The sequence below is a fragment of the Actinomycetes bacterium genome (assembly GCA_022599915.1).
Lineage (GTDB): Bacteria > Actinomycetota > Actinomycetes > S36-B12.
The window spans coordinates 29,742-47,099 of the sequence record JAHZLH010000008.1 but is presented as its reverse complement, the minus strand read 5'-3'; the positions used below and the strand labels follow the sequence as shown (position 1 = coordinate 47,099).

Below are 17,358 nucleotides of genomic sequence, written 5' to 3'. Positions count from 1 at the left end.
CTTAGGCTTAGCGATGACATCAACTAGTGGAGGACACCGTGCCCGACAGCACCGCCGCAGCCAAAAAGCGCGGTTCTGGGTCCCGTGCCAAGAAAGCCACCGGGGGCTACTCCGCTAAGCAACTGCGGGTCTTAGAGGGGTTGGACGCCGTCCGCAAGCGTCCCGGCATGTACATCGGGTCGACCGACGGTCGTGGTCTGATGCACTGTCTGTGGGAGATTCTCGACAACTCTGTCGATGAGGCGTTGGGCGGTTGGTGTACCGAGATCGAGGTGCACTTGTTCCCCGACGGTTCGGTCGAAGTTCGCGACGACGGGCGCGGGATCCCGGTGGACAAAGAGCCAAAGACCCGGATGACCGGTGTGGAAGTGGTGATGACCAAACTGCACGCTGGTGGCAAGTTCGGCGATGGCTCATATGCCGCCTCTGGCGGTTTACACGGCGTTGGAGCTTCGGTAGTCAACGCGCTGTCGGAACGGCTCGATGTTGAGGTAGACCGTGACCGCCGAATCCACGTCATCTCTTTCCGCCGCGGCGTTCCTGGCCTATTCGATGGTGATGGGCCGGATGCTGAGTTCAAGAAAAAGGCTGGTCTGCAGGACGGCGGTCGTTGTTCGCCGAAGAAAACCGGCACGCGGGTGCGCTGGTGGGCGGACCGCCAAATCTTCACCGCTGACGCCGGCTACGACCTCGACATCCTCCGCGCACGCATCCAACAGACCACCTTCCTCGTCCCCGGCGTGACTATCCGCCTGCTGGACGAGCGGAATCCCGAGGAGGTAGTGGACGAGTCATTTGCCCACCGAGGTGGGATCGTGGACTACGTCGACCACCTCGCCGTGGGTGAGCCGGTCACCAACGTCGTGGAACTGCGCGGCTCGGATACTTTTACCGAAACGGTGCCAGTGCTGGATGACGCCGGTCATATGACACCGCAGGACGTGGAACGAGATCTGACCGTAGACGTCGCGTTGCGGTGGAGCAACGGGTACGACACAGTCTTGAAATCGTTCGTGAACATCATCGCTACCCCCAAGGGTGGAACGCATGTCACCGGCTTCGAGCGAGCATTGACCCGGACGTTCAACGAGCGGCTCAAATCGGCCAAGGTGTTGAAGTCGGGGGAAGACAACGTCACTAAAGACGACGTGCTGGAAGGTATTACCGCGGTGGTGTCGGTTCGACTAGCTGAGCCCCAGTTCGAAGGTCAGACCAAGGAGGTCTTGGGCACGCCAGCGGTTACCAAAATTGTGCAGAAAGTGGTGTCTGAGCAGTTGGCTGAGTGGATGCGCAAACCACCACGCGGCGACAAACAATCGGTGAAGTTGGCGCTGGAGAAAGTCGCCAACGCCATGCGGGCGCGGGTGTCGGCCCGGGCTACTCGGGATTTGCAGCGGCGCAAGAATGCGCTGGAGTCCTCCTCACTACCAGCGAAACTGGTGGACTGCCGCACCAGCAAAGTGGACGAGAGCGAGCTTTTCATCGTCGAGGGTGATAGCGCCTTGGGTACGGCCAAACTCGCACGGGAATCCGAGGGGCAGGCACTGCTGCCGATCCGCGGCAAGATCCTGAACGTTCAAAAAGCTTCGGTCGCCGACATGCTGAAGAACGCTGAATGTGCCGCCATCATTCAGGTCATCGGGGCTGGCTCCGGTCGCACCTTTGATATCGATCAGGTCCGCTACGGCAAGATCATCATGATGAGTGACGCCGATGTAGATGGCGCGCACATTCGGTGCCTGTTACTCACCTTGTTTTATCGCTACATGCGCCCGCTGCTGGAAGATGGCCGGGTGTACGCCGCGGTTCCGCCGCTGCATCGGATCGAAACGGTCGCAGCGGGTAAGCGCAACGGTGAGGTGATCTACACCTACAACGAGGATCAAATGCACGAAACGCTGCGCGATCTGGACAAGCGCAATGTTCGGGTGAAGGACCCAGTGCAGCGGTACAAGGGTTTGGGTGAAATGGACGCACGGCAGTTGCGGGAGACCACAATGAGTCGTCAATCCCGCACCCTGCGCCGAGTGCAGGTCGAGGACGCGGAAGCGGCCGAGGAGGTATTCCATCTGCTGATGGGCAACGACGTTGCTCCCCGCAAGGAGTTCTTGGTTACCTCATCGGAACAACTCGACCGCGAACGCATCGACGCCTAAGCGGCGAACTAGTCCTCGAACGGCTGCAACTGGCCATTGGTCACGTTGTAAATAGCACCGGCTACAGTCAGGTCGCTTGGTAAGTAGGGGTAGTTGCGAATCTTCACCAGATCACGAGCCAGCGCTTGCAGCTGGTCATCGATGGTTTTGATCTGCAAACTGCGGGTGTCCATGCCAGCGGCTTCGGTTAGCAGGTCATGAACTTCAGTCTCAGTCGCACTAGCCATCTTGCAGTTGGTGTGTGGCATCACTAACACCCGGGTCACCCCCAACAGGTAGACCGCCAGCACTAGCGTTTGCAGCACCTCATCGGTGACTTGCGCCCCCGCGTTGCGGATCACCTTCGCATCACCAGCCTGAAGCCCGGTGATCGCCAGCGGGTCAATGCGGGAATCCATGCAAGTGACGATCGCGAGTCCTTGGCCTGCGCGGGCAGGTAGGTCGCCCTGGCCGAAACTTGCTGCGTAAGAATCATTGCCGGTGATGACGTCGGCGAAGGTATCGCCGGGGAAGGTCGACATCAGTTCGATTCTCCACTCGAATGGCCGGGGAACACGCCCAGTTCTGGATTGATGATCGGAGCGGCGTTATTGACGGCCAAGGCAGCCTCACCGAACGCAATAGAGATCAGCGGCACCTTGCCGGGGTAGACCGCGATATCGCCGGCGGCAAAGACCCCTGGCAGGTTGGTGCGCATCTGCGTGTCAACCGTAATGTGGCGCTTCTCCAGCTCCAGGCCCCAGTCAGCGATCGGGCCAATGTTGGCGATGAAGCCAAGCGCTGCCACGACGGTTTGGGCAGGAAGCACCCGCACGCTGCCATCTTTCTTGCCGGTGACCTCTACTTCTTCCACCTGGCTCTCGCCGCGCAGCGCGGTGACCTCACATGGGGTGAGCAGTTCGATCCCCAAATCCCGCGCCTGATCCACCATCGCCGCATGCGCCCGGAACTGATCACGACGATGCACAACGGTCACGCTGCGGGCGATCGGATGCAGCATGTGCGCCCAGTCAAGCGCCGAGTCACCACCGCCGACAATCACAATGTCTTTATCCGCGTGTTCATCGGGCTTAGGAACGAAGAACACCAAACCGCGTTCCTCCCAGCCAGCCCCTGCCGGCAATGGGCGCGGTCGGAACGAGCCAATCCCGCCAGTGATACACAGCGCTTTGGTGGTGACGGTGGTGCCTTGGGTCGTAGTGATGGTGATCGGCCCGTCTTCCGGAGCCTTCAACTCCGCAGCCTGTTCACCCAACACGTACTGCGGGGAGAACTGATCGGCCTGCTCTTTGAGCTGTTCCACCAGAATTCGCCCGCGTACCGAGGGGAAACCGGCGACATCGAAAATATCTTTCTCCGGGTACATCGCGGTGATCTGACCACCCACTTCGGGTAGTGCGTCGATGACGGCGCTGGACCAGCCGCGGAAACCTGCGTAGTAGGCGCCATACAGGCCAGTGGGCCCGGCACCGATGATGGTGTAGTCGACCTCGATGGAACTCATATCAGACTGATTCCCTCCGGCTGGTTCCCCGGTAGCCACTTGATTCCACAGCCCAGCGCCGGCTGGTGGGGAAGCGGGACCTCGTCGCCACGCGTGATCCGGGCAATGGCATCACGCAAGGCATCGCCGGTCAGCGGCTTGCCATTCTTGGGCGACGATTCATCCAGGGCACCGCGATAGGCGAGTTTTCCGTCGGCATCGAAGACGAAGAAATCGGGTGTGCAGGCGGCGCCGAAGGCCATCGCTGCGGTTTGCTCGCGGTCCATCAGATACGGGAAGTCCCAACCGGACCGTTTTGCTTGGTCACGCGCACCCGAAACATCATCATCAGGGTAGTTCGCGAGATCGTTGGAGACGATAGCCACGAAGTTCACCCCAGCCGCGGCCGCTTCGGCGGCCAATCGGCCGAGTTCGGCTTCCACATGTTTGACATAAGGGCAGTGATTAGCGACGAAAGCCACTACGAGTGGTTCGTCACCGCGGTAAGCCGCCAGATCAACGGAGTTGCCGTCGAGATCCGGCAGGGTGGTGGCGGGAAGCGCAGTTCCCAGTTCGGTTTGTTGCGACTGAACAGCCATGGCTGACAACTTATCCCACCTAGGGCACTTCGGCCGGGAGCGGTGTCGCTGATCGGACAATTTGCCGCGAGAGGTGAGGTTTGCCGTGGGTACTCGCTACCGGCAATGGGTTGCTACCGCGCCCGATGTGGGCCGCCCGCGGCCAGAAAATGCCGCTGAGTCGTTGGCCGTTAGCCGGTTGCAGTGATGGGTTGGGCGCAGGCAGGGGTAGCGCCAGGCAGCATGCCGCGGTGCTCTGCGATCCAGCGGTAACATCGATCCGCGAGGATCGCTACGGGTGGCCATTCACCAACCCGGCCCAGAACCCGCCACGGCGCGCCCGCTGTCGCCAACATGGCCATGATCGCCTGACTACCGGAACGGATCGCACCGTCGGGCGTGACCCATTGAACTGCCTCAGTGCACTGCTGTTCGGTCAAGCCGAGGTCCCCGAGGTTTAGGCGTTGCCACGGCACGACCTGAGCAGTCGGGCGGATCCGACGAACAATGAAGGTGGCCGAGGTGGTGCAAAAACCACAATCGCCGTCAAAAACGAGCAAAGGCCTATGGTGCTCGGTCGACACTGGCCAAGTGGCGGAGGTCATGTGACGACCATCGCTATCGCGGCAAACTGGAGAAGGAAGGCGGCAATGGTGAAGCCGTGGAACACCTCGTGATAGCCGAACCATTCCGGGTGGGGATCGGGTCGTTTCCGGGCATATACGACGGCACCGATGGAGTACAGCACTCCGCCCGCTGCCATTAGTGCCACTATGACGGCACTGAATTGCTCGGCAATGGCCGGTAGGAAGAGCACCGACACCCAGCCCAACGCCAAATAAGAACTCACCACAAGCCAGCGTGGCGCACCCCACCAGATCACCCGCACGAGACTGCCGAGCAACGCGATACTCCACACCAGCAGCAGCATCGTTCGGCCGATCTGCTCATTGTCGAGCGCTACTGCAAACGGGGTATAGCTGCCAGCGATGAATAGATAGATATTGGCGTGGTCGAGTCGGTTCAGGGCGGCGCTGGTGCGTCGACCACCCGCCCCTAGGTGATAGCCGGCGCTCACACCGAAGAGCAAAACGGTGGTTGCGACATACACCGCGACTGCGAACCGCAGGCTCTGATCCGGGGTGAAAACTAGGAGGCCCAGACCCAGGAGGAAAGCCATCGGTGCGGCACCAAAATGCAGCCAGCCCCGCAACCGTGGTTTGACTGCCGTGCCGATCGAGGCGCGCAACCCCTCGATCTTGGCGCGGGGATCGACAGCGTCTAATCCACCTGCGCTGCCGTCATTGATAGCCATGGGAGAACGTTAGCCGCTATAGCCGACAGTGGCATAGTTACGGAATTCGCAACTAGCCTGGCGATAGTTGTTGCCAGAACACGGCGGGCTCCAGTTCGCGACCGCAGGACACCGACCGGGGCGAACCTTCCTGCCGCTGCAGCCGCAGCCGAGAGGTGGCTGCCCGACCATCGGCCAATCGCAGCGTGAGTTCCACTTCGTCAGTTCCCCGCTGGATCGAGCTAACCTCGCGAAGCGGTACGCCGGCTTGGGTGTGGGCGATGATTTCGGCCACCTGTCGTTGGGGGCTACGACCAACTCGGCCGCGCAACACATCGGCGCCAGGCGCAGCTCCGGCGAGGGCAGCAGTCAGCGATGTGGGGGAGAGCCGACCTAGCACCTCCCCGGTGCGCAGCACCAGCGCGGTCGGCGCGAAGCGATGCCCGCCCAAATGGGAGCACTCCCATAGCCGATCCTCATTGGGAAACTCCCGTAGTAGTGCTCGACCGAACTCAGCGCAGCAGGCATCTCGTTTGCCGTTGCTGCATAAAAAGATCGGATTTGTCGTGGTAGTTGGACCGTGCCAGACCCGGTCGTCCAGCGAATCCTGCCAGCCGATGACACCAGCCCGGCTGGTCACCGTGCTGCCGTCGACCTGCAAGGACCACCAGTGCCGCTCCTGGGACGCTTTGGTGCGGTCGGCCCGTCGGGCGAGCATGACCCGAGTTCCTTCCGGAGCACAGCGCGACCAAACTTCCGCTGGAAGCTGGCTATCGGACACTGCATCCCGACCCCATGCTCCCGGTTGCTCCAGAATCAAAATGTGCGATTCCGTCGGGGCGGTACCCGCCAACGGCTCGGCCCCGTTGGCACGCGAGCAACGCGTGGCCACGTCGCTCATGCGAAACGGCCGCCCACCCGAGCAACGTTTTTGGTCGCGGGCGTGCCGGTGCCATCGCGGCGAGGGTCGGCCTCCGGTAGCGGCGCAGCTGCGCCTCGGGCAGTGGCCGCACGTGCCGGACCAGGCCCAGCCCAACCGACCTGCAGTCGATCCTCACCGGAACGGAACTTGTGGCAGCGAACGCCACCGGTTGCCCGTCCCTTGCTCGGGTAGGCCGACAGCGGCGTTACCTTCACCGTGCCGGGAGTAGTGCCGGGCAAGGCATCAGCGGATCCCGCCACAGTCACCACTTCGGCATCGTCTGAGGCGGTGACGGCTGCGAAGAACACCACTTCGTCCGCTGCGGCCAGTTTGATGCCGTTCATGCCACCTGCCGCTCGCCCCTGCGGCCGCACGGCTTTGGCCGGAAAACGCAATAGTTGCCCGGCAGCCGTAATGAACACCATGTCGTCATCATCACCGACAACCGGGGTGGCGCCGACGACGGCATCACCGTCAGCCAGGTTGATGATTTGCCATTCCGATTTCGCCAAGTCTTCGATCTCGACCCGTTTCACCACGCCCTGCTGGGTGCCGATGGCGATGGTGCTGCCCGGGACGGCCAGGCCGATCACAGAGACATTCTTGGGAAGTTCGAGGAGCGAAGTGATCGAACTGCCCCCGGACAAGGCCGGCGCGTTGGCGCTGTCGGGCAATGTTGGGAGGTCGATGACGTTGATCGGATGTGCCGCACCGTCGGAGGTCAGCAAGCAGACCCGACCGCGGACTGTCGAGGTCACCGCCGCCACAATGCTGTCGTGACTGGCGCGCTTGCCTTCGGTGGACAGTGGTTCGGTGTTGGTGGTGCGAGCCAGCAGTCCGGAGCTGGACATCAGTGCCCAGCAGGGGCCGTCGGGGACTTCCAGATCGGCGGTCGGCAACTCCGCTTCGGCTGATTCCAGCAGCACCGTACGACGTTCATCCGCGTGGCGGTCAGCCACCTCAGCCAACTCCGCGGACACCACTTTCTGCAGAGTCTTGGGGTTCTCCAAGATCTCAGTGAGGGCCTCGATGCGTTCCTTAAGTTCCTCTGCTTCCGCTTCCAGTTCCAGCCGAGAGAACTTGGTGAGGCGGCGCAGCGGCATCTCCAGGATGTAGTTGGTCTGCGCTTCGGACAGATCGAAAGCGGTCATCAACCGTTGGCGAGCCATGGCGGTGTCATCGCTGCCACGGATGATCGCGATGACTTCGTCGATATCCAGAATCGCAATCAGCAGACCCTCGACTAAGTGGAGTCGTTCCTGGGCCCGTGCCCGCCGGTACTCCGAGCGACGGGTCACCACCTCTAGCCGGTGGTCCAGGAAGACCTGCAGCAATTCTTTAAGTCCCAGCGTGCGCGGCTGACCGTCGACGAGGGCAACGTTGTTGATGGAGAACTGCTCCTCGATCGGGGTGAGTTTATACAACTGGACCAAGACCGCGTCGGGGTTGAAACCAGATTTGATCTCGACAATCAGCCGCAGGCCGTGGTCTGCATCGGTCAGATCAACCAGATTCGCGATGCCGGTCAACTTCTTGTCGCGGACGAGGTCGCGGATGCGTTCCACCACCCGTTCCGGTCCCACACCATAGGGCAGTGAGTGGATCACGATGCCCTGCCGGCGAGCAGACACCTGCTCCACCGTGGTTTGGGCCCGCATTTTGAACGAGCCCTTTCCGGTCTCGTAGGCCTTCCGGACACCGTCCAAGCCAACAACTAGCCCACCAGTGGGGAGATCGGGACCCAAAACGAAGCGGTTCAGGTCAGCCACTGAGGCTCGGGGATGCTTCAGCAGATGGCGGGCAGCTGCGACCACCTCACCGAGATTGTGGGGAGCCATGTTGGTAGCCATGCCCACTGCGATCCCGGCCGCCCCGTTCACCAACAGATTGGGAATCGCGGACGGCAGTACCTGCGGCTCGGTCTCGCGACCGTCGTAGTTACTGACCAGATCTACGACGTCTTCGTCCAACGATGCGGTCATATCCAGTGCGGGTGCGGCGAGTCGGCACTCGGTATATCGCATGGCAGCGGGCCCATCATCGGGTGAGCCAAAGTTGCCGTGACCGTCCACCATGGGCAGCCGCAGGCTGAAGGGTTGCGCCATCCGCACTAGTGCGTCGTAGATGGCGCTATCCCCGTGTGGATGAAGCCGACCCATCACCTCTCCCACGACGCGAGCGGATTTCACGTGGCCGCGGTCTGGCCGCAGACCCATCTGGGCCATCTGGAACAAGATCCGCCGTTGCACCGGTTTGAGGCCGTCGCGGGCGTCGGGAAGCGCTCGGGAGTAGATCACCGAGTAGGCGTACTCCAGGAATGACCCCTGCATCTCTTGGGCGACGTCAATATCGACGATTCGCTCCATGACCGCTGGTGCTGGCTCCCGCGTGCGTGGCATCGGCCCTCCTTTTGGCTGCAGCAACAGAGTAGGCGGCTTCAGCGTGTGTGCCGACCACCACCTCGCTAGCGTGTGGGTGTGACTGCAGCTGACCAGCCGGAAGATTACCCCGGCGACTGGGAGGTGGACGTCTTACTGGGTGACGGCAGCGTGTGTCATTTGCGGCCGGTATTACCCGACGACGACGAACTACTGCGGGAATTCCACACGCATTTGTCCAAGGAATCCATCTACTACCGCTACTTCTCGCCCTATCAGGAGCTACTGGACAAGGACATTGATCGACTGATTGCGGCAGATCATCATGATCGGATCGCCCTGATGGCCCTCGTCGGCGGGCACATTATCGGAGTGGCGCAGCTGGACCGGGTGTCAGGTACTGACGGCGAGGTGGCTTTCACGGTCCGGGACGACTACCAAAGTCGGGGTTTGGGTTCGATCCTGCTGGAGCATCTGGCCTTTGCCGCCCGAGAGGAGGGTATTCGTCGGTTCGTCGCTGAGGTCTTGCCCGGAAACCGCAAGATGGCGGCCACCTTCAGTCGAGCGGGCTACACAGTCGCGCAAGAACTGGACGAGGGCATAGTGAAACTTGCCTTCGAGATTGAGCCAAATCGAGAGATCGCCGCGATCCGACATCGTCGAGAAGCCCGCGCCGATGCCCGGTCAGCGTGGCGACTGCTGAATCCGCGGGGGATCGCGATCATTGGCGCCTCCCAGCGAGAAGAGTCAATGGGCGGGAAACTGGTGCACACGTTGGTGGCCGGCGGCTACCGCGGACGGATCTTTCCCATTCATCCCGAAGCCGGTGTAGTGGCCGGCCTACCGGCCTTTCGAACAGTGGCGGATGCTCCCGGTCCGGTGGATCTAGCCATTGTGGCGGTTCCTGCCGATCTCGTCGACGATCTGATCCCGGAAATTGCTGCTGCGGGGGCGCAGGGGGTAGTTGTGGTGAGCGCTGGCTTCGCTGAGACCGGGCAAGAGGGTGCCGACTATCAACGGGCTTTGCTGCGACTCGTTCGTGGCGAGGGGATGCGACTGGTAGGTCCGAGTTCCCTCGGCCTGATCAACAACGATCCTCGCGTACAGCTGCAGGCCAGTTTCGCCGAGACACAGCCGCCGCGCGGTCCGCTCGCGCTCTACACCCAGTCCGCGCCCTTGTCGATTGGGGTACTGAATCGTCTTGCCCAGCGCCGGCTGGGAATCGCTTCGTGTGTGGCAACCGGAAATCGCGCTGATCTGGGGGCTGATGAACTGCTGCAGATGTGGCGTGACGATAGTCAAGTTCGCGTGGTTCTGTTGTATCTGGAGCGAATGGCGGACCCCAACAAGTTTTTGCGGTTGGTGCGGGCAGTGGCGGCGGAAAAACCGGTCGTCGTGGTTCGGTCAGGCCGAGCCAGCAGAGCCTTCCCTACCGGCACCCAAAATGTTCGAACCTCGCTAAATCCAGCAGCGGCTGCAGATTTGTTGGCGTCCGCGGGAGTGATCGAAGCCAAAGATCTGGATCAGATGGTCGACCTAGCCGGGCTATTGGCATGTCAACCAGAGCCGACCAGCAAGCGTGTGACGGTAGTCGGTGATTCTTGGGAGCTGGTGAACCTAGTCGCTGACACCTGCGCAACCGCTGGATTGCAGGTGCAGCGGCAACGAGCAGTCAATCCGGGGTCGAACAGCGTTCCGCTCGTCGATGCGGTCCGGGATGCATTAGCGGAACCAAACGTCGGTTCACTCATGGTCGTGCATGTCAGTCCGGTGGGTGAAGATCCGCGTCCGTTGCAGGAAGCGTTGCTGCGGGAAGCGGAGGTGGCGACATCTCCGGTGTTGGCAGTGCTCCACAGCACGGCTGGCATCAATTCGATTCTGACGCCCGCAGGCTCTGATGCCAATTTCGGCTCGATTCCCACTTTCGCCATCATCCAAGAAGCGGTGGAGGTCTTAAAGCGAGTGGTTGATGCTGCTGAGACTCGCCGCGCGTCGGCAGGGATTGTGCCCGAGCGGGACGAAATCAATCGGGAGCGTTCTCGCATCATCGTGCGAGAACGGCTCGAATCGATCAGGCCTCGGGAAAAGGGTGCCACGGTCAGTTTGGTGGGCACGCAACTGTCCGAACTGCTGGACTGCTACGGGATCGCACTTCTGCCCAGCATGGTCGTCGGTTCGGAGGATGAGGCCGAAGCTGCGGCCGACCAAGTGGGATGGCCAGTGACGTTACGCAGTACTAGCGTGCGACGCGAAGGGGGTATCGACGGCCAAGAAGCGAGGCGGTTCAACCTGGGAAGTGCGGCGACGTTGCGGCAAGCCTATCTCTCGCTCGTAGCCACCGTCCGGCAAGAGTCAGCGGCTCGAATGCTCGTTCAGGCCACACCCAAGTCCGGTATCGAAACGGTCGTGCGGTTGATCCGAGATCCGGTATTCGGTCCGGTGCTGGCCTTCGGCTCGGCTGGTTTAGTGGGAGAGGTCGTCGCTGATCGCAGCTATCACGTTGCTCCGATCAGCGACACTGCCGCAGGTAGGTTGATCCAGTCGCCGGACTCGGCTCAGTTGCTGGCGGGATACGGCGGGAGGCCGCCGGTGGATATGGCGGCGCTGCAGGAGTTGGTGTGTCGGGTGGGGCTGATGGGTCGTGACCTGCCGCAGTTACAGCGGCTAGATCTCAACCCAGTCGTGGCGGCCCCCTCGGGAGTTCAAGTTATCGGTGCGGCGGCTTGGTTGCGGGAACCAGACAGTGGCGATTCAGCGTTGGTGCGCCGACTGCCGCGAATGTGAGCTACTCATCCCCGCCACCCGGCCCTGCGAACGGTAGGCTTGCCGGGATGGATGCTCGCAGTCAACTTCGTCGTGACATTGAAAAATCTGGCTACTATCCAGATCTCGTCGACGACTCGCTCAAGACCGCGCTTGGAGATGAAGAGTTGGTGGACTTCGTCGTCCACCACGAGGCCACGTTTGATCGTGAAGAACTTCGCCGGCATGCGACCGTGCTAGCGCTGACCCCTACCAGGCTGATTCTGCAGCACACCGATGAGCACCCAGCTGACGACAACTACCCACAGCCTTACGCGACCTCGGTTACCGAGGCGGTGCGGCTTACCGCTGTTGCCTCAGTGGCGGTCACTCGGGTTGTCCCCGGGCCAGAACGGTACGCGCCTAATTCAGCGGCAGAGGCCGTGCTCACCATTGGTTGGGGGGCCGTGCAACGAATTGATCTGGAACCCGCCAGCTGCGGCGATCCGCAATGCGAGGCGGATCACGGTTACGCCGGAACGGCTGCCAGCGACGATTTGTCCCTACGTTTCTCAGCTGCTGGCGACGGACCTGATGCGGTGCAGCGGGCGTTGGCATTCGCTGAGGCGTTGTCACGGGCAACCGGCTGACGTGGCCATAGACCTATGCCGCCCGCGGTACGGCGACAGCAGTCTGGCCGATGTGCTGCCCAGTGTCTGTGATGGGCTTCGAGTCCCGCGTTGCTGGGATCATTTTGGGCTAGGGGAGAGTCGCCGGGTCGTGGTGATGGTGGTGGACGGTCTGGGTCACCAGCAGCTCCAGGCGCACGCTCAGATCGCACCGACGTTGGCGGCTGCCGACCGTGGCCCCATCACGACGGTATTTCCCAGTACCACTCCCACTGCGCTCACTAGTTTAGGAACTGGCCTGGCCCCCGGCGAGCATGGCTTGCTGGGAGCGGTCTTTCGCCTCGACGGTCAGCCGTTCGCCCCGTTGAGTTGGGGGCAGGATCCGCCGGCAACTACGATCCAGCCGGAGCCCACCTGGTGGGAGCGGGCCGCACATGCCGGAGTGACGGTGCGGGTGGTCAGTCCGCGGCAGCACCGATCTGGTGGCCTGACCGGTGCAGCTTTTCGAGGTGGTCGCTATATCGGAGCAGATGCGGTGGGGGAGCGAGTCGCAGAGATTGCTGCAGCGCTACGACTGGGAACCCGAGCATTGGTCTACGGCTACTGGGAAGGCCTCGACAAGGTGGGTCATGTGCATGGTGTGCACTCCGAGCATTACCGAGCAGAGCTAGCGGCCGTGGAGCATTTCGTAACTGCCGTGGCACAGGAACTTCCTGCGGGCGGTCGACTCATCGTCACCGCTGATCACGGCATGGTGGATTGCGACTCAGCAGTGGACGTTGACACGAATGACTTCATGGCCGGGGTCACGCTGCTGGCAGGGGAGCCGCGGATGCGGCAGGTGTTCACTGAAGCAAGTCAGGCTGGGTCAGTAGCGGAGCGCTGGGCGAATCACCTGCAGGATCACGCCGAGGTGGTGTTGCGGGATCAGGCGATCGCAGCCGGTTGGTTCGGCACCGTCTCGGATCATCACCGGCAACGCATCGGTGATGTGCTGGCGGTGGCGCGGGGTAACAGCAAGCTCACGGCCCCGACCCGGGATGGCCGAATCTCCGGATTGCGGGGGCAACACGGCGCGCTTACTGAGGCAGAGATGCTGGTGCCGTTAGCAGTATTCGACGGCTAGCCGAGGCGGTTGGGCCTCGGAGTCACGGGGACCTCGCTGGCAACCGCGCTAGTTGTCGTCAGCAGGAGAGCCGAAAAGTACTTCATCCCAACGTGGGCTGTCTGACTCTGCGGCTGGAGCAGCAGCGGGACGTTGCTGGCTGGCAGGCTCGGTTGGTTGCGGGGCCGATTCGGCGGGCCGCGGTTGTTCGCCAGCGTTTCGGCCGGCAGGGTGATTACTCACTGCTGTGGACCGGGGAGTGTCGTCATCGGGCACCCGCAGTAGCCGGGGCCGCTGCGGCTCGGCTGGGTCCTCATTGAACCAATGCGCCTCGTCATCCTGAGCCACCAACGACATTGCCGCCACATCGAACTGCCAGGTGGCGACCCGATCGCCCTTCCCCGACGGGTAGGCCATGAGTACGGTCCATTCGCCGTCCTCACGTCGCCAGGCATCCCAACGCACCGTGTCTGGGTCGATTCCCCGATCCGACAGTCGACGCTCGGTCAACTCGCCTAGAGTCGGGGCTTCCTCGGTGCGTCCCACCTGACATTTCTGCGCCTGCTGGGCGACCCAACTACGCTCCTGCAAGATCGGGGCCGCAAAGGCTTCTACGCGATCCACCGTCCAGCCAGAAAACTCAGCGACCTCCGCTGGCGTGGCACCAGCACGCAAGCGTGCCTGAATCTCTTTGGCGCCGATCGGCCCGTCGACCGCCGCTAACTGTGCGCGACCACTGCGCACCGCCGAGCGCAGTCGCTCGTCGATGGCAAGCCGGAATCGATCACCCTGCGGTGAGGACAAAATCAAGGCGGCACCGTCGTCAGACAGTCCCACGAAAGTCAGGTTGGACATTGGCCCCTCGCGCGTGTAGTTGGCACAAGCCTAGTCCGACGTGGTGAGCGTGGTTCGACGGGGCTGATCGGTGGTGCGAAGTGCCCGATAGCCGATGGTCGTGAGGATGAACAATCCCACCCCGCAACTCACCATAAGCAGGAAGCCTGCGTTGGCCGACACTTGATCAACGAGCGCGCCGGAGATGGTCGAGCCGAGCGCAAATCCCACTGCCAGCCCGGAAATGGTGAGTCCCAGTGCCTCGGTAATTCGACTCACCGGGACTGCCCGCTCAACCATTCCAGTGGTGGTGATCAGCACGGGAGCCACGGTTGACCCGGCAAGAAATGACAACAATGCCAACCACCAGACGTCCGCCACCCAAATCAGCGGTAGCCCTACGGCAGCGAGCAGGGTGGCGGCCAGCAGCGTTTGGCTGCGTAACGTGATCAGCGGTGGCCGGGCACCCAGCACGAGACCCGCGATGAGACTGCCGCCGGCATAGAGCGCGAGCACGACACCGGTGGCGCCTTCTTGGCCAAGTTCGCGGGTGAACGCGACGGTTGTCACCTCGAAGGCGCCAAACACACCGCCCAGCAGCACCATGATCCCCAGCATGATGGTGAGCGCCAACGACCACATGCGTTCCGGTTTGGCTTGAGCCGACACTCGATGCGGTGCTGGTTGGGTGCCGCGTTGCCCAACCAGCCAAAGCGATCCAATCAGCAGCAGGACAACAGTTGCCGTCATGGCAACTGGCTCGCCAAACCACAGCGCGATGCTCACGACCAGCAACGGCCCCACGATGAACACCAACTCGTCCACGACTGCCTCAAGCGCAAAGGCGGACGACAACTGTGGACTCCCGGACAGCAGCGCCGCCCAGCGGGCGCGGACGAGCGATCCGATATGGGGGCTGCAGGCGCCCGAAATCCCAGCGAGAACGAATTGAACTACGAGCGACCAGCCCAGGATGACCGACACGGTGAACAGCGCCAGACCGATGGCCTCCGCCACAATGAGCCAAGGAATCGTGGCTGATTGCCCCACTCGATCCACCCAACGAAGCCCCAGTGGCGAGACGAACGCTTGCGCTAATGCGAAGGTGGCAGTCAGCATCCCAGCGGTCACGTAATCGCCGCCTTGGCCGGTAACGAGCAGGACGATCCCCAGCGAAATCATCGCGATGGGTAGTCGACCGATGAATCCAGCAGTAACGAAGCGCGCGGCACCGGGAATGCGCAGCAATTGCCGGTACTTGTCCACGAGCCGCAATCTATCGCGCAGCGAAACTACGCTGATCTCCGGAAGCCTGCGGTGCAGTGCGAAGCTGCGGGATTTCCCGCTCCGTGGTCCGCACCCAGAACTGCGTCGACCATCCGATGTGTACTTCCCCAGCAAGGGAACTACGCTGGCGCCGATGCGTACTCAAGATGTAGATGCCTTGCTGGTGCTGTCGTTCGGCGGTCCAGAGGGACAAGACGAGGTCATACCGTTTCTGCGACGGGTGGTCGCCGGACGGGGAGTCCCCGATGAGCGGCTGGAGGCAGTCGCAGAGCAATACCGCTATTTCGGTGGGGTCTCGCCGATCAATGAGGTGAACCGCGATTTGGTAGAGCGACTGACCGAGAACGCCCCTGTGGAGTGGCAGGGACAACAGGTGTATCTGGGCAACCGCAATAGTGAACCGTTCTTGGCCGACACCATGACCAAGATGGCCGCCGACGGGGTGCGTACTGCGGTGGTATTCCCAACCAGCGCCTTCTCTTCGTATTCCGGTTGTCGGCAGTACCGGGAAAACCTAGCCGCCGCCCTGGCAGAGTCCGGAGCGGATCTCGATCTCAAGATCGTGCCGAAGTTTCACGACCATCCAACGTTGCAGGAAATCTGGACTGAGCGACTAGCAGCGGCACTGCCTGGTAGTGAACCGGTGCGGGTGGTCTTCGTAACTCACTCGGTGCCGATCTCCGATTCGGTCAAGTACCGCCCACAACACGAAGCACTTGCCGAGCGAATCGCCACTGCGGCTGCTGCCGAAGCGGGAATGGCGGATTTGGATTGGCGGATGGCTTATCAATCACGCTCCGGGCCACCGCATCAGCCCTGGCTGGAGCCGGACATCGGCGAAGAGGTGACGGCAGCCGCCGAGGCGGGAGTTAAGCGACTGCTCGTGGTGCCGATAGGTTTCCTCTCCGACAACTTGGAAATCCGCTGGGACCTCGACGTCACCGCCGGAAAGCTTGCCGAGGAGTTGGGGGTGGCCTACCAGCGGGTAGAGCCGCCGCAGGATGATCCGCGCTTCATCGAGATGATCTATGACCTGATCGAGGAGGGTGACGGGATTCCCTGCCGAGTCGGCTGTTGCCCTAACCCGCGACAGGAGCTCCCCACGGTGGGGGAACAAGCGGATGACTGACGAGGCGTTAGCCCGGCTTGCGCTCGACATCGGGACCGAGGCAGCCGCGTTGCTCCTAGCGGGGTGGCAATATGTGGAGCCCGTAGACACAAAATCCACCCGACACGATCTAGTTACGCAGATGGACCGGGACAGCGAAAGCCTCATCAGGGAGCGGCTAGCGGCAATTAGGCCAGACGATGCGGTGTTGGGTGAAGAAGAAGGTCAAACCGGCGACACCGGGGAGTCCGGCATCCGCTGGGTAGTGGACCCGCTGGACGGTACGGTCAACTATTTTTACGGCCACCCCAACTGGGCAGTGTCCATCGCGGCAGAACGGGATGGTCAGATTGTTGCCGGGGCTGTCGTCGCTCCCGCCCTGCCTGAGACCTACCTCGCCTGGCGAGGAGGTGGTGCCTGGGATGTCACTGCAAAACAGCCGACGCGGTTGGCGGTATCTCGCGTCGCTGATCTGGCTGATGCGCTCGTAGGCACCGGCTTCGGCTATGACGCCGAACGTCGCGGACGACAGGGTCAAGTAGCCGCGCAGTTGCTACCGCAGGTGCGTGATCTGCGCCGGATTGGGGCGGCTGCGCTGGATTTGTGCTGGGTGGCGAACGGTCGATTGGATGCTCATTACGAATGTGGCTTGAACTACTGGGACTGGGCGGCCGGCGGTCTGATTATTGCTGAGGCTGGTGGAGTGACCCGCGATCTGGCCGGCGGAGCAGGGGGTACCGAGATGATGGTGACGGGGCCACCGGATCTGGCCAGTCAACTGGCTGCCGCGCTCGATCGACTGGGTGCGCGTAACTGTTTGTGAGGCAGCACCCGTAGTGCGT

At 62.1% G+C, this 17,358-nt stretch carries 15 protein-coding genes; 6 read left to right on the top strand and 9 right to left on the bottom strand.

What is annotated here, in order from left to right; all coding sequences use genetic code 11:
• Positions 1–38: 38 nt before the first annotated feature.
• Positions 39–2,156, top strand: coding sequence for a type IIA DNA topoisomerase subunit B (locus tag K0U62_01725; GenBank protein MCH9800235.1), 2,118 nt, complete (start codon positions 39–41; stop codon positions 2,154–2,156).
• An 8-nt stretch (positions 2,157–2,164) separates the two neighbouring features.
• Here K0U62_01725 and K0U62_01720 read toward each other — a convergent pair whose 3' ends face one another.
• The 7 genes from K0U62_01720 to K0U62_01690 form a co-directional block, all read right to left on the bottom strand.
• Positions 2,165–2,677: a carbonic anhydrase gene (locus K0U62_01720; protein ID MCH9800234.1), complete on the bottom strand. Its 513-nt coding sequence runs from the start codon at positions 2,675–2,677 to the stop codon at positions 2,165–2,167.
• Entirely contained in the window at positions 2,677–3,660 is a 984-nt protein-coding gene (locus tag K0U62_01715; protein ID MCH9800233.1) for an NAD(P)/FAD-dependent oxidoreductase, read from the bottom strand. Before K0U62_01715 ends, K0U62_01720 begins: the two co-directional genes overlap by 1 nt.
• Positions 3,657–4,238: a thioredoxin family protein gene (locus K0U62_01710; protein ID MCH9800232.1), complete on the bottom strand. Its 582-nt coding sequence runs from the start codon at positions 4,236–4,238 to the stop codon at positions 3,657–3,659. The genes K0U62_01715 and K0U62_01710 overlap by 4 nt, the downstream gene beginning before the upstream one ends.
• 170 nt (positions 4,239–4,408) lie before the next feature.
• Entirely contained in the window at positions 4,409–4,822 is a 414-nt protein-coding gene (locus K0U62_01705) for a DUF393 domain-containing protein (GenBank protein MCH9800231.1), read from the bottom strand.
• Positions 4,819–5,532, bottom strand: a complete 714-nt coding sequence (locus tag K0U62_01700) for a hemolysin III family protein (GenBank protein MCH9800230.1) — start codon at positions 5,530–5,532, stop codon at positions 4,819–4,821. Before K0U62_01700 ends, K0U62_01705 begins: the two co-directional genes overlap by 4 nt.
• A gap of 52 nt (positions 5,533–5,584) precedes the next feature.
• Complete coding sequence (locus K0U62_01695) at positions 5,585–6,412, bottom strand: hypothetical protein (protein MCH9800229.1); 828 nt, start codon at positions 6,410–6,412, stop codon at positions 5,585–5,587.
• Positions 6,409–8,832, bottom strand: coding sequence for a DNA topoisomerase IV subunit A (locus K0U62_01690; protein ID MCH9800228.1), 2,424 nt, complete (start codon positions 8,830–8,832; stop codon positions 6,409–6,411). Before K0U62_01690 ends, K0U62_01695 begins: the two co-directional genes overlap by 4 nt.
• Positions 8,833–8,910: 78 nt before the next feature.
• Between K0U62_01690 and K0U62_01685 the strand changes: the two genes are divergently transcribed.
• From K0U62_01685 to K0U62_01675, 3 genes are read left to right on the top strand one after another with little or no spacing between them, the layout of a single operon-like run.
• Complete coding sequence (locus tag K0U62_01685) at positions 8,911–11,595, top strand: GNAT family N-acetyltransferase (GenBank protein ID MCH9800227.1); 2,685 nt, start codon at positions 8,911–8,913, stop codon at positions 11,593–11,595.
• 47 nt (positions 11,596–11,642) lie between these two features.
• On the top strand, positions 11,643–12,203 hold the full coding sequence (locus tag K0U62_01680) for a phosphodiesterase (protein MCH9800226.1): 561 nt from the start codon (positions 11,643–11,645) through the stop codon (positions 12,201–12,203).
• Between the two features lies 1 nt (position 12,204).
• Entirely contained in the window at positions 12,205–13,308 is a 1,104-nt protein-coding gene (locus tag K0U62_01675) for an alkaline phosphatase family protein (protein MCH9800225.1), read from the top strand.
• A gap of 48 nt (positions 13,309–13,356) precedes the next feature.
• On the opposite strand, the gene K0U62_01670 is transcribed toward K0U62_01675, so the two are convergent.
• Both K0U62_01670 and K0U62_01665 read right to left on the bottom strand, forming a co-directional pair.
• Complete coding sequence (locus tag K0U62_01670; protein ID MCH9800224.1) at positions 13,357–14,142, bottom strand: DUF3071 domain-containing protein; 786 nt, start codon at positions 14,140–14,142, stop codon at positions 13,357–13,359.
• A gap of 30 nt (positions 14,143–14,172) precedes the next feature.
• Positions 14,173–15,387 (bottom strand): MFS transporter, encoded by a 1,215-nt coding sequence (locus tag K0U62_01665; protein ID MCH9800223.1) that lies wholly within the window; start codon positions 15,385–15,387, stop codon positions 14,173–14,175.
• Positions 15,388–15,541: 154 nt separating this feature from the next.
• Between K0U62_01665 and hemH the strand changes: the two genes are divergently transcribed.
• Both hemH and K0U62_01655 read left to right on the top strand, forming a co-directional pair.
• A complete protein-coding gene (gene hemH / locus K0U62_01660; protein ID MCH9800222.1) occupies positions 15,542–16,537 on the top strand; it encodes a ferrochelatase in 996 nt (331 codons plus the stop codon).
• On the top strand, positions 16,530–17,339 hold the full coding sequence (locus K0U62_01655) for an inositol monophosphatase (protein ID MCH9800221.1): 810 nt from the start codon (positions 16,530–16,532) through the stop codon (positions 17,337–17,339). Before hemH ends, K0U62_01655 begins: the two co-directional genes overlap by 8 nt.
• The last annotated feature ends 19 nt before the right edge of the window (positions 17,340–17,358 follow it).

Coding starts and splice junctions, on each gene's coding strand:
- K0U62_01720 (MCH9800234.1), bottom strand. CDS start 2,677: ATGTCGACCTTCCCCGGCGATACCTTCGCCGACGTCATCACCGGCAAT.
- K0U62_01715 (MCH9800233.1), bottom strand. CDS start 3,660: ATGAGTTCCATCGAGGTCGACTACACCATCATCGGTGCCGGGCCCACT.
- K0U62_01710 (MCH9800232.1), bottom strand. CDS start 4,238: ATGGCTGTTCAGTCGCAACAAACCGAACTGGGAACTGCGCTTCCCGCC.
- K0U62_01705 (MCH9800231.1), bottom strand. CDS start 4,822: ATGACCTCCGCCACTTGGCCAGTGTCGACCGAGCACCATAGGCCTTTG.
- K0U62_01700 (MCH9800230.1), bottom strand. CDS start 5,532: ATGGCTATCAATGACGGCAGCGCAGGTGGATTAGACGCTGTCGATCCC.
- K0U62_01695 (MCH9800229.1), bottom strand. CDS start 6,412: ATGAGCGACGTGGCCACGCGTTGCTCGCGTGCCAACGGGGCCGAGCCG.
- K0U62_01690 (MCH9800228.1), bottom strand. CDS start 8,832: ATGCCACGCACGCGGGAGCCAGCACCAGCGGTCATGGAGCGAATCGTC.
- K0U62_01680 (MCH9800226.1), top strand. CDS start 11,643: ATGGATGCTCGCAGTCAACTTCGTCGTGACATTGAAAAATCTGGCTAC.
- K0U62_01670 (MCH9800224.1), bottom strand. CDS start 14,142: ATGTCCAACCTGACTTTCGTGGGACTGTCTGACGACGGTGCCGCCTTG.
- hemH (MCH9800222.1), top strand. CDS start 15,542: ATGCGTACTCAAGATGTAGATGCCTTGCTGGTGCTGTCGTTCGGCGGT.
- K0U62_01655 (MCH9800221.1), top strand. CDS start 16,530: ATGACTGACGAGGCGTTAGCCCGGCTTGCGCTCGACATCGGGACCGAG.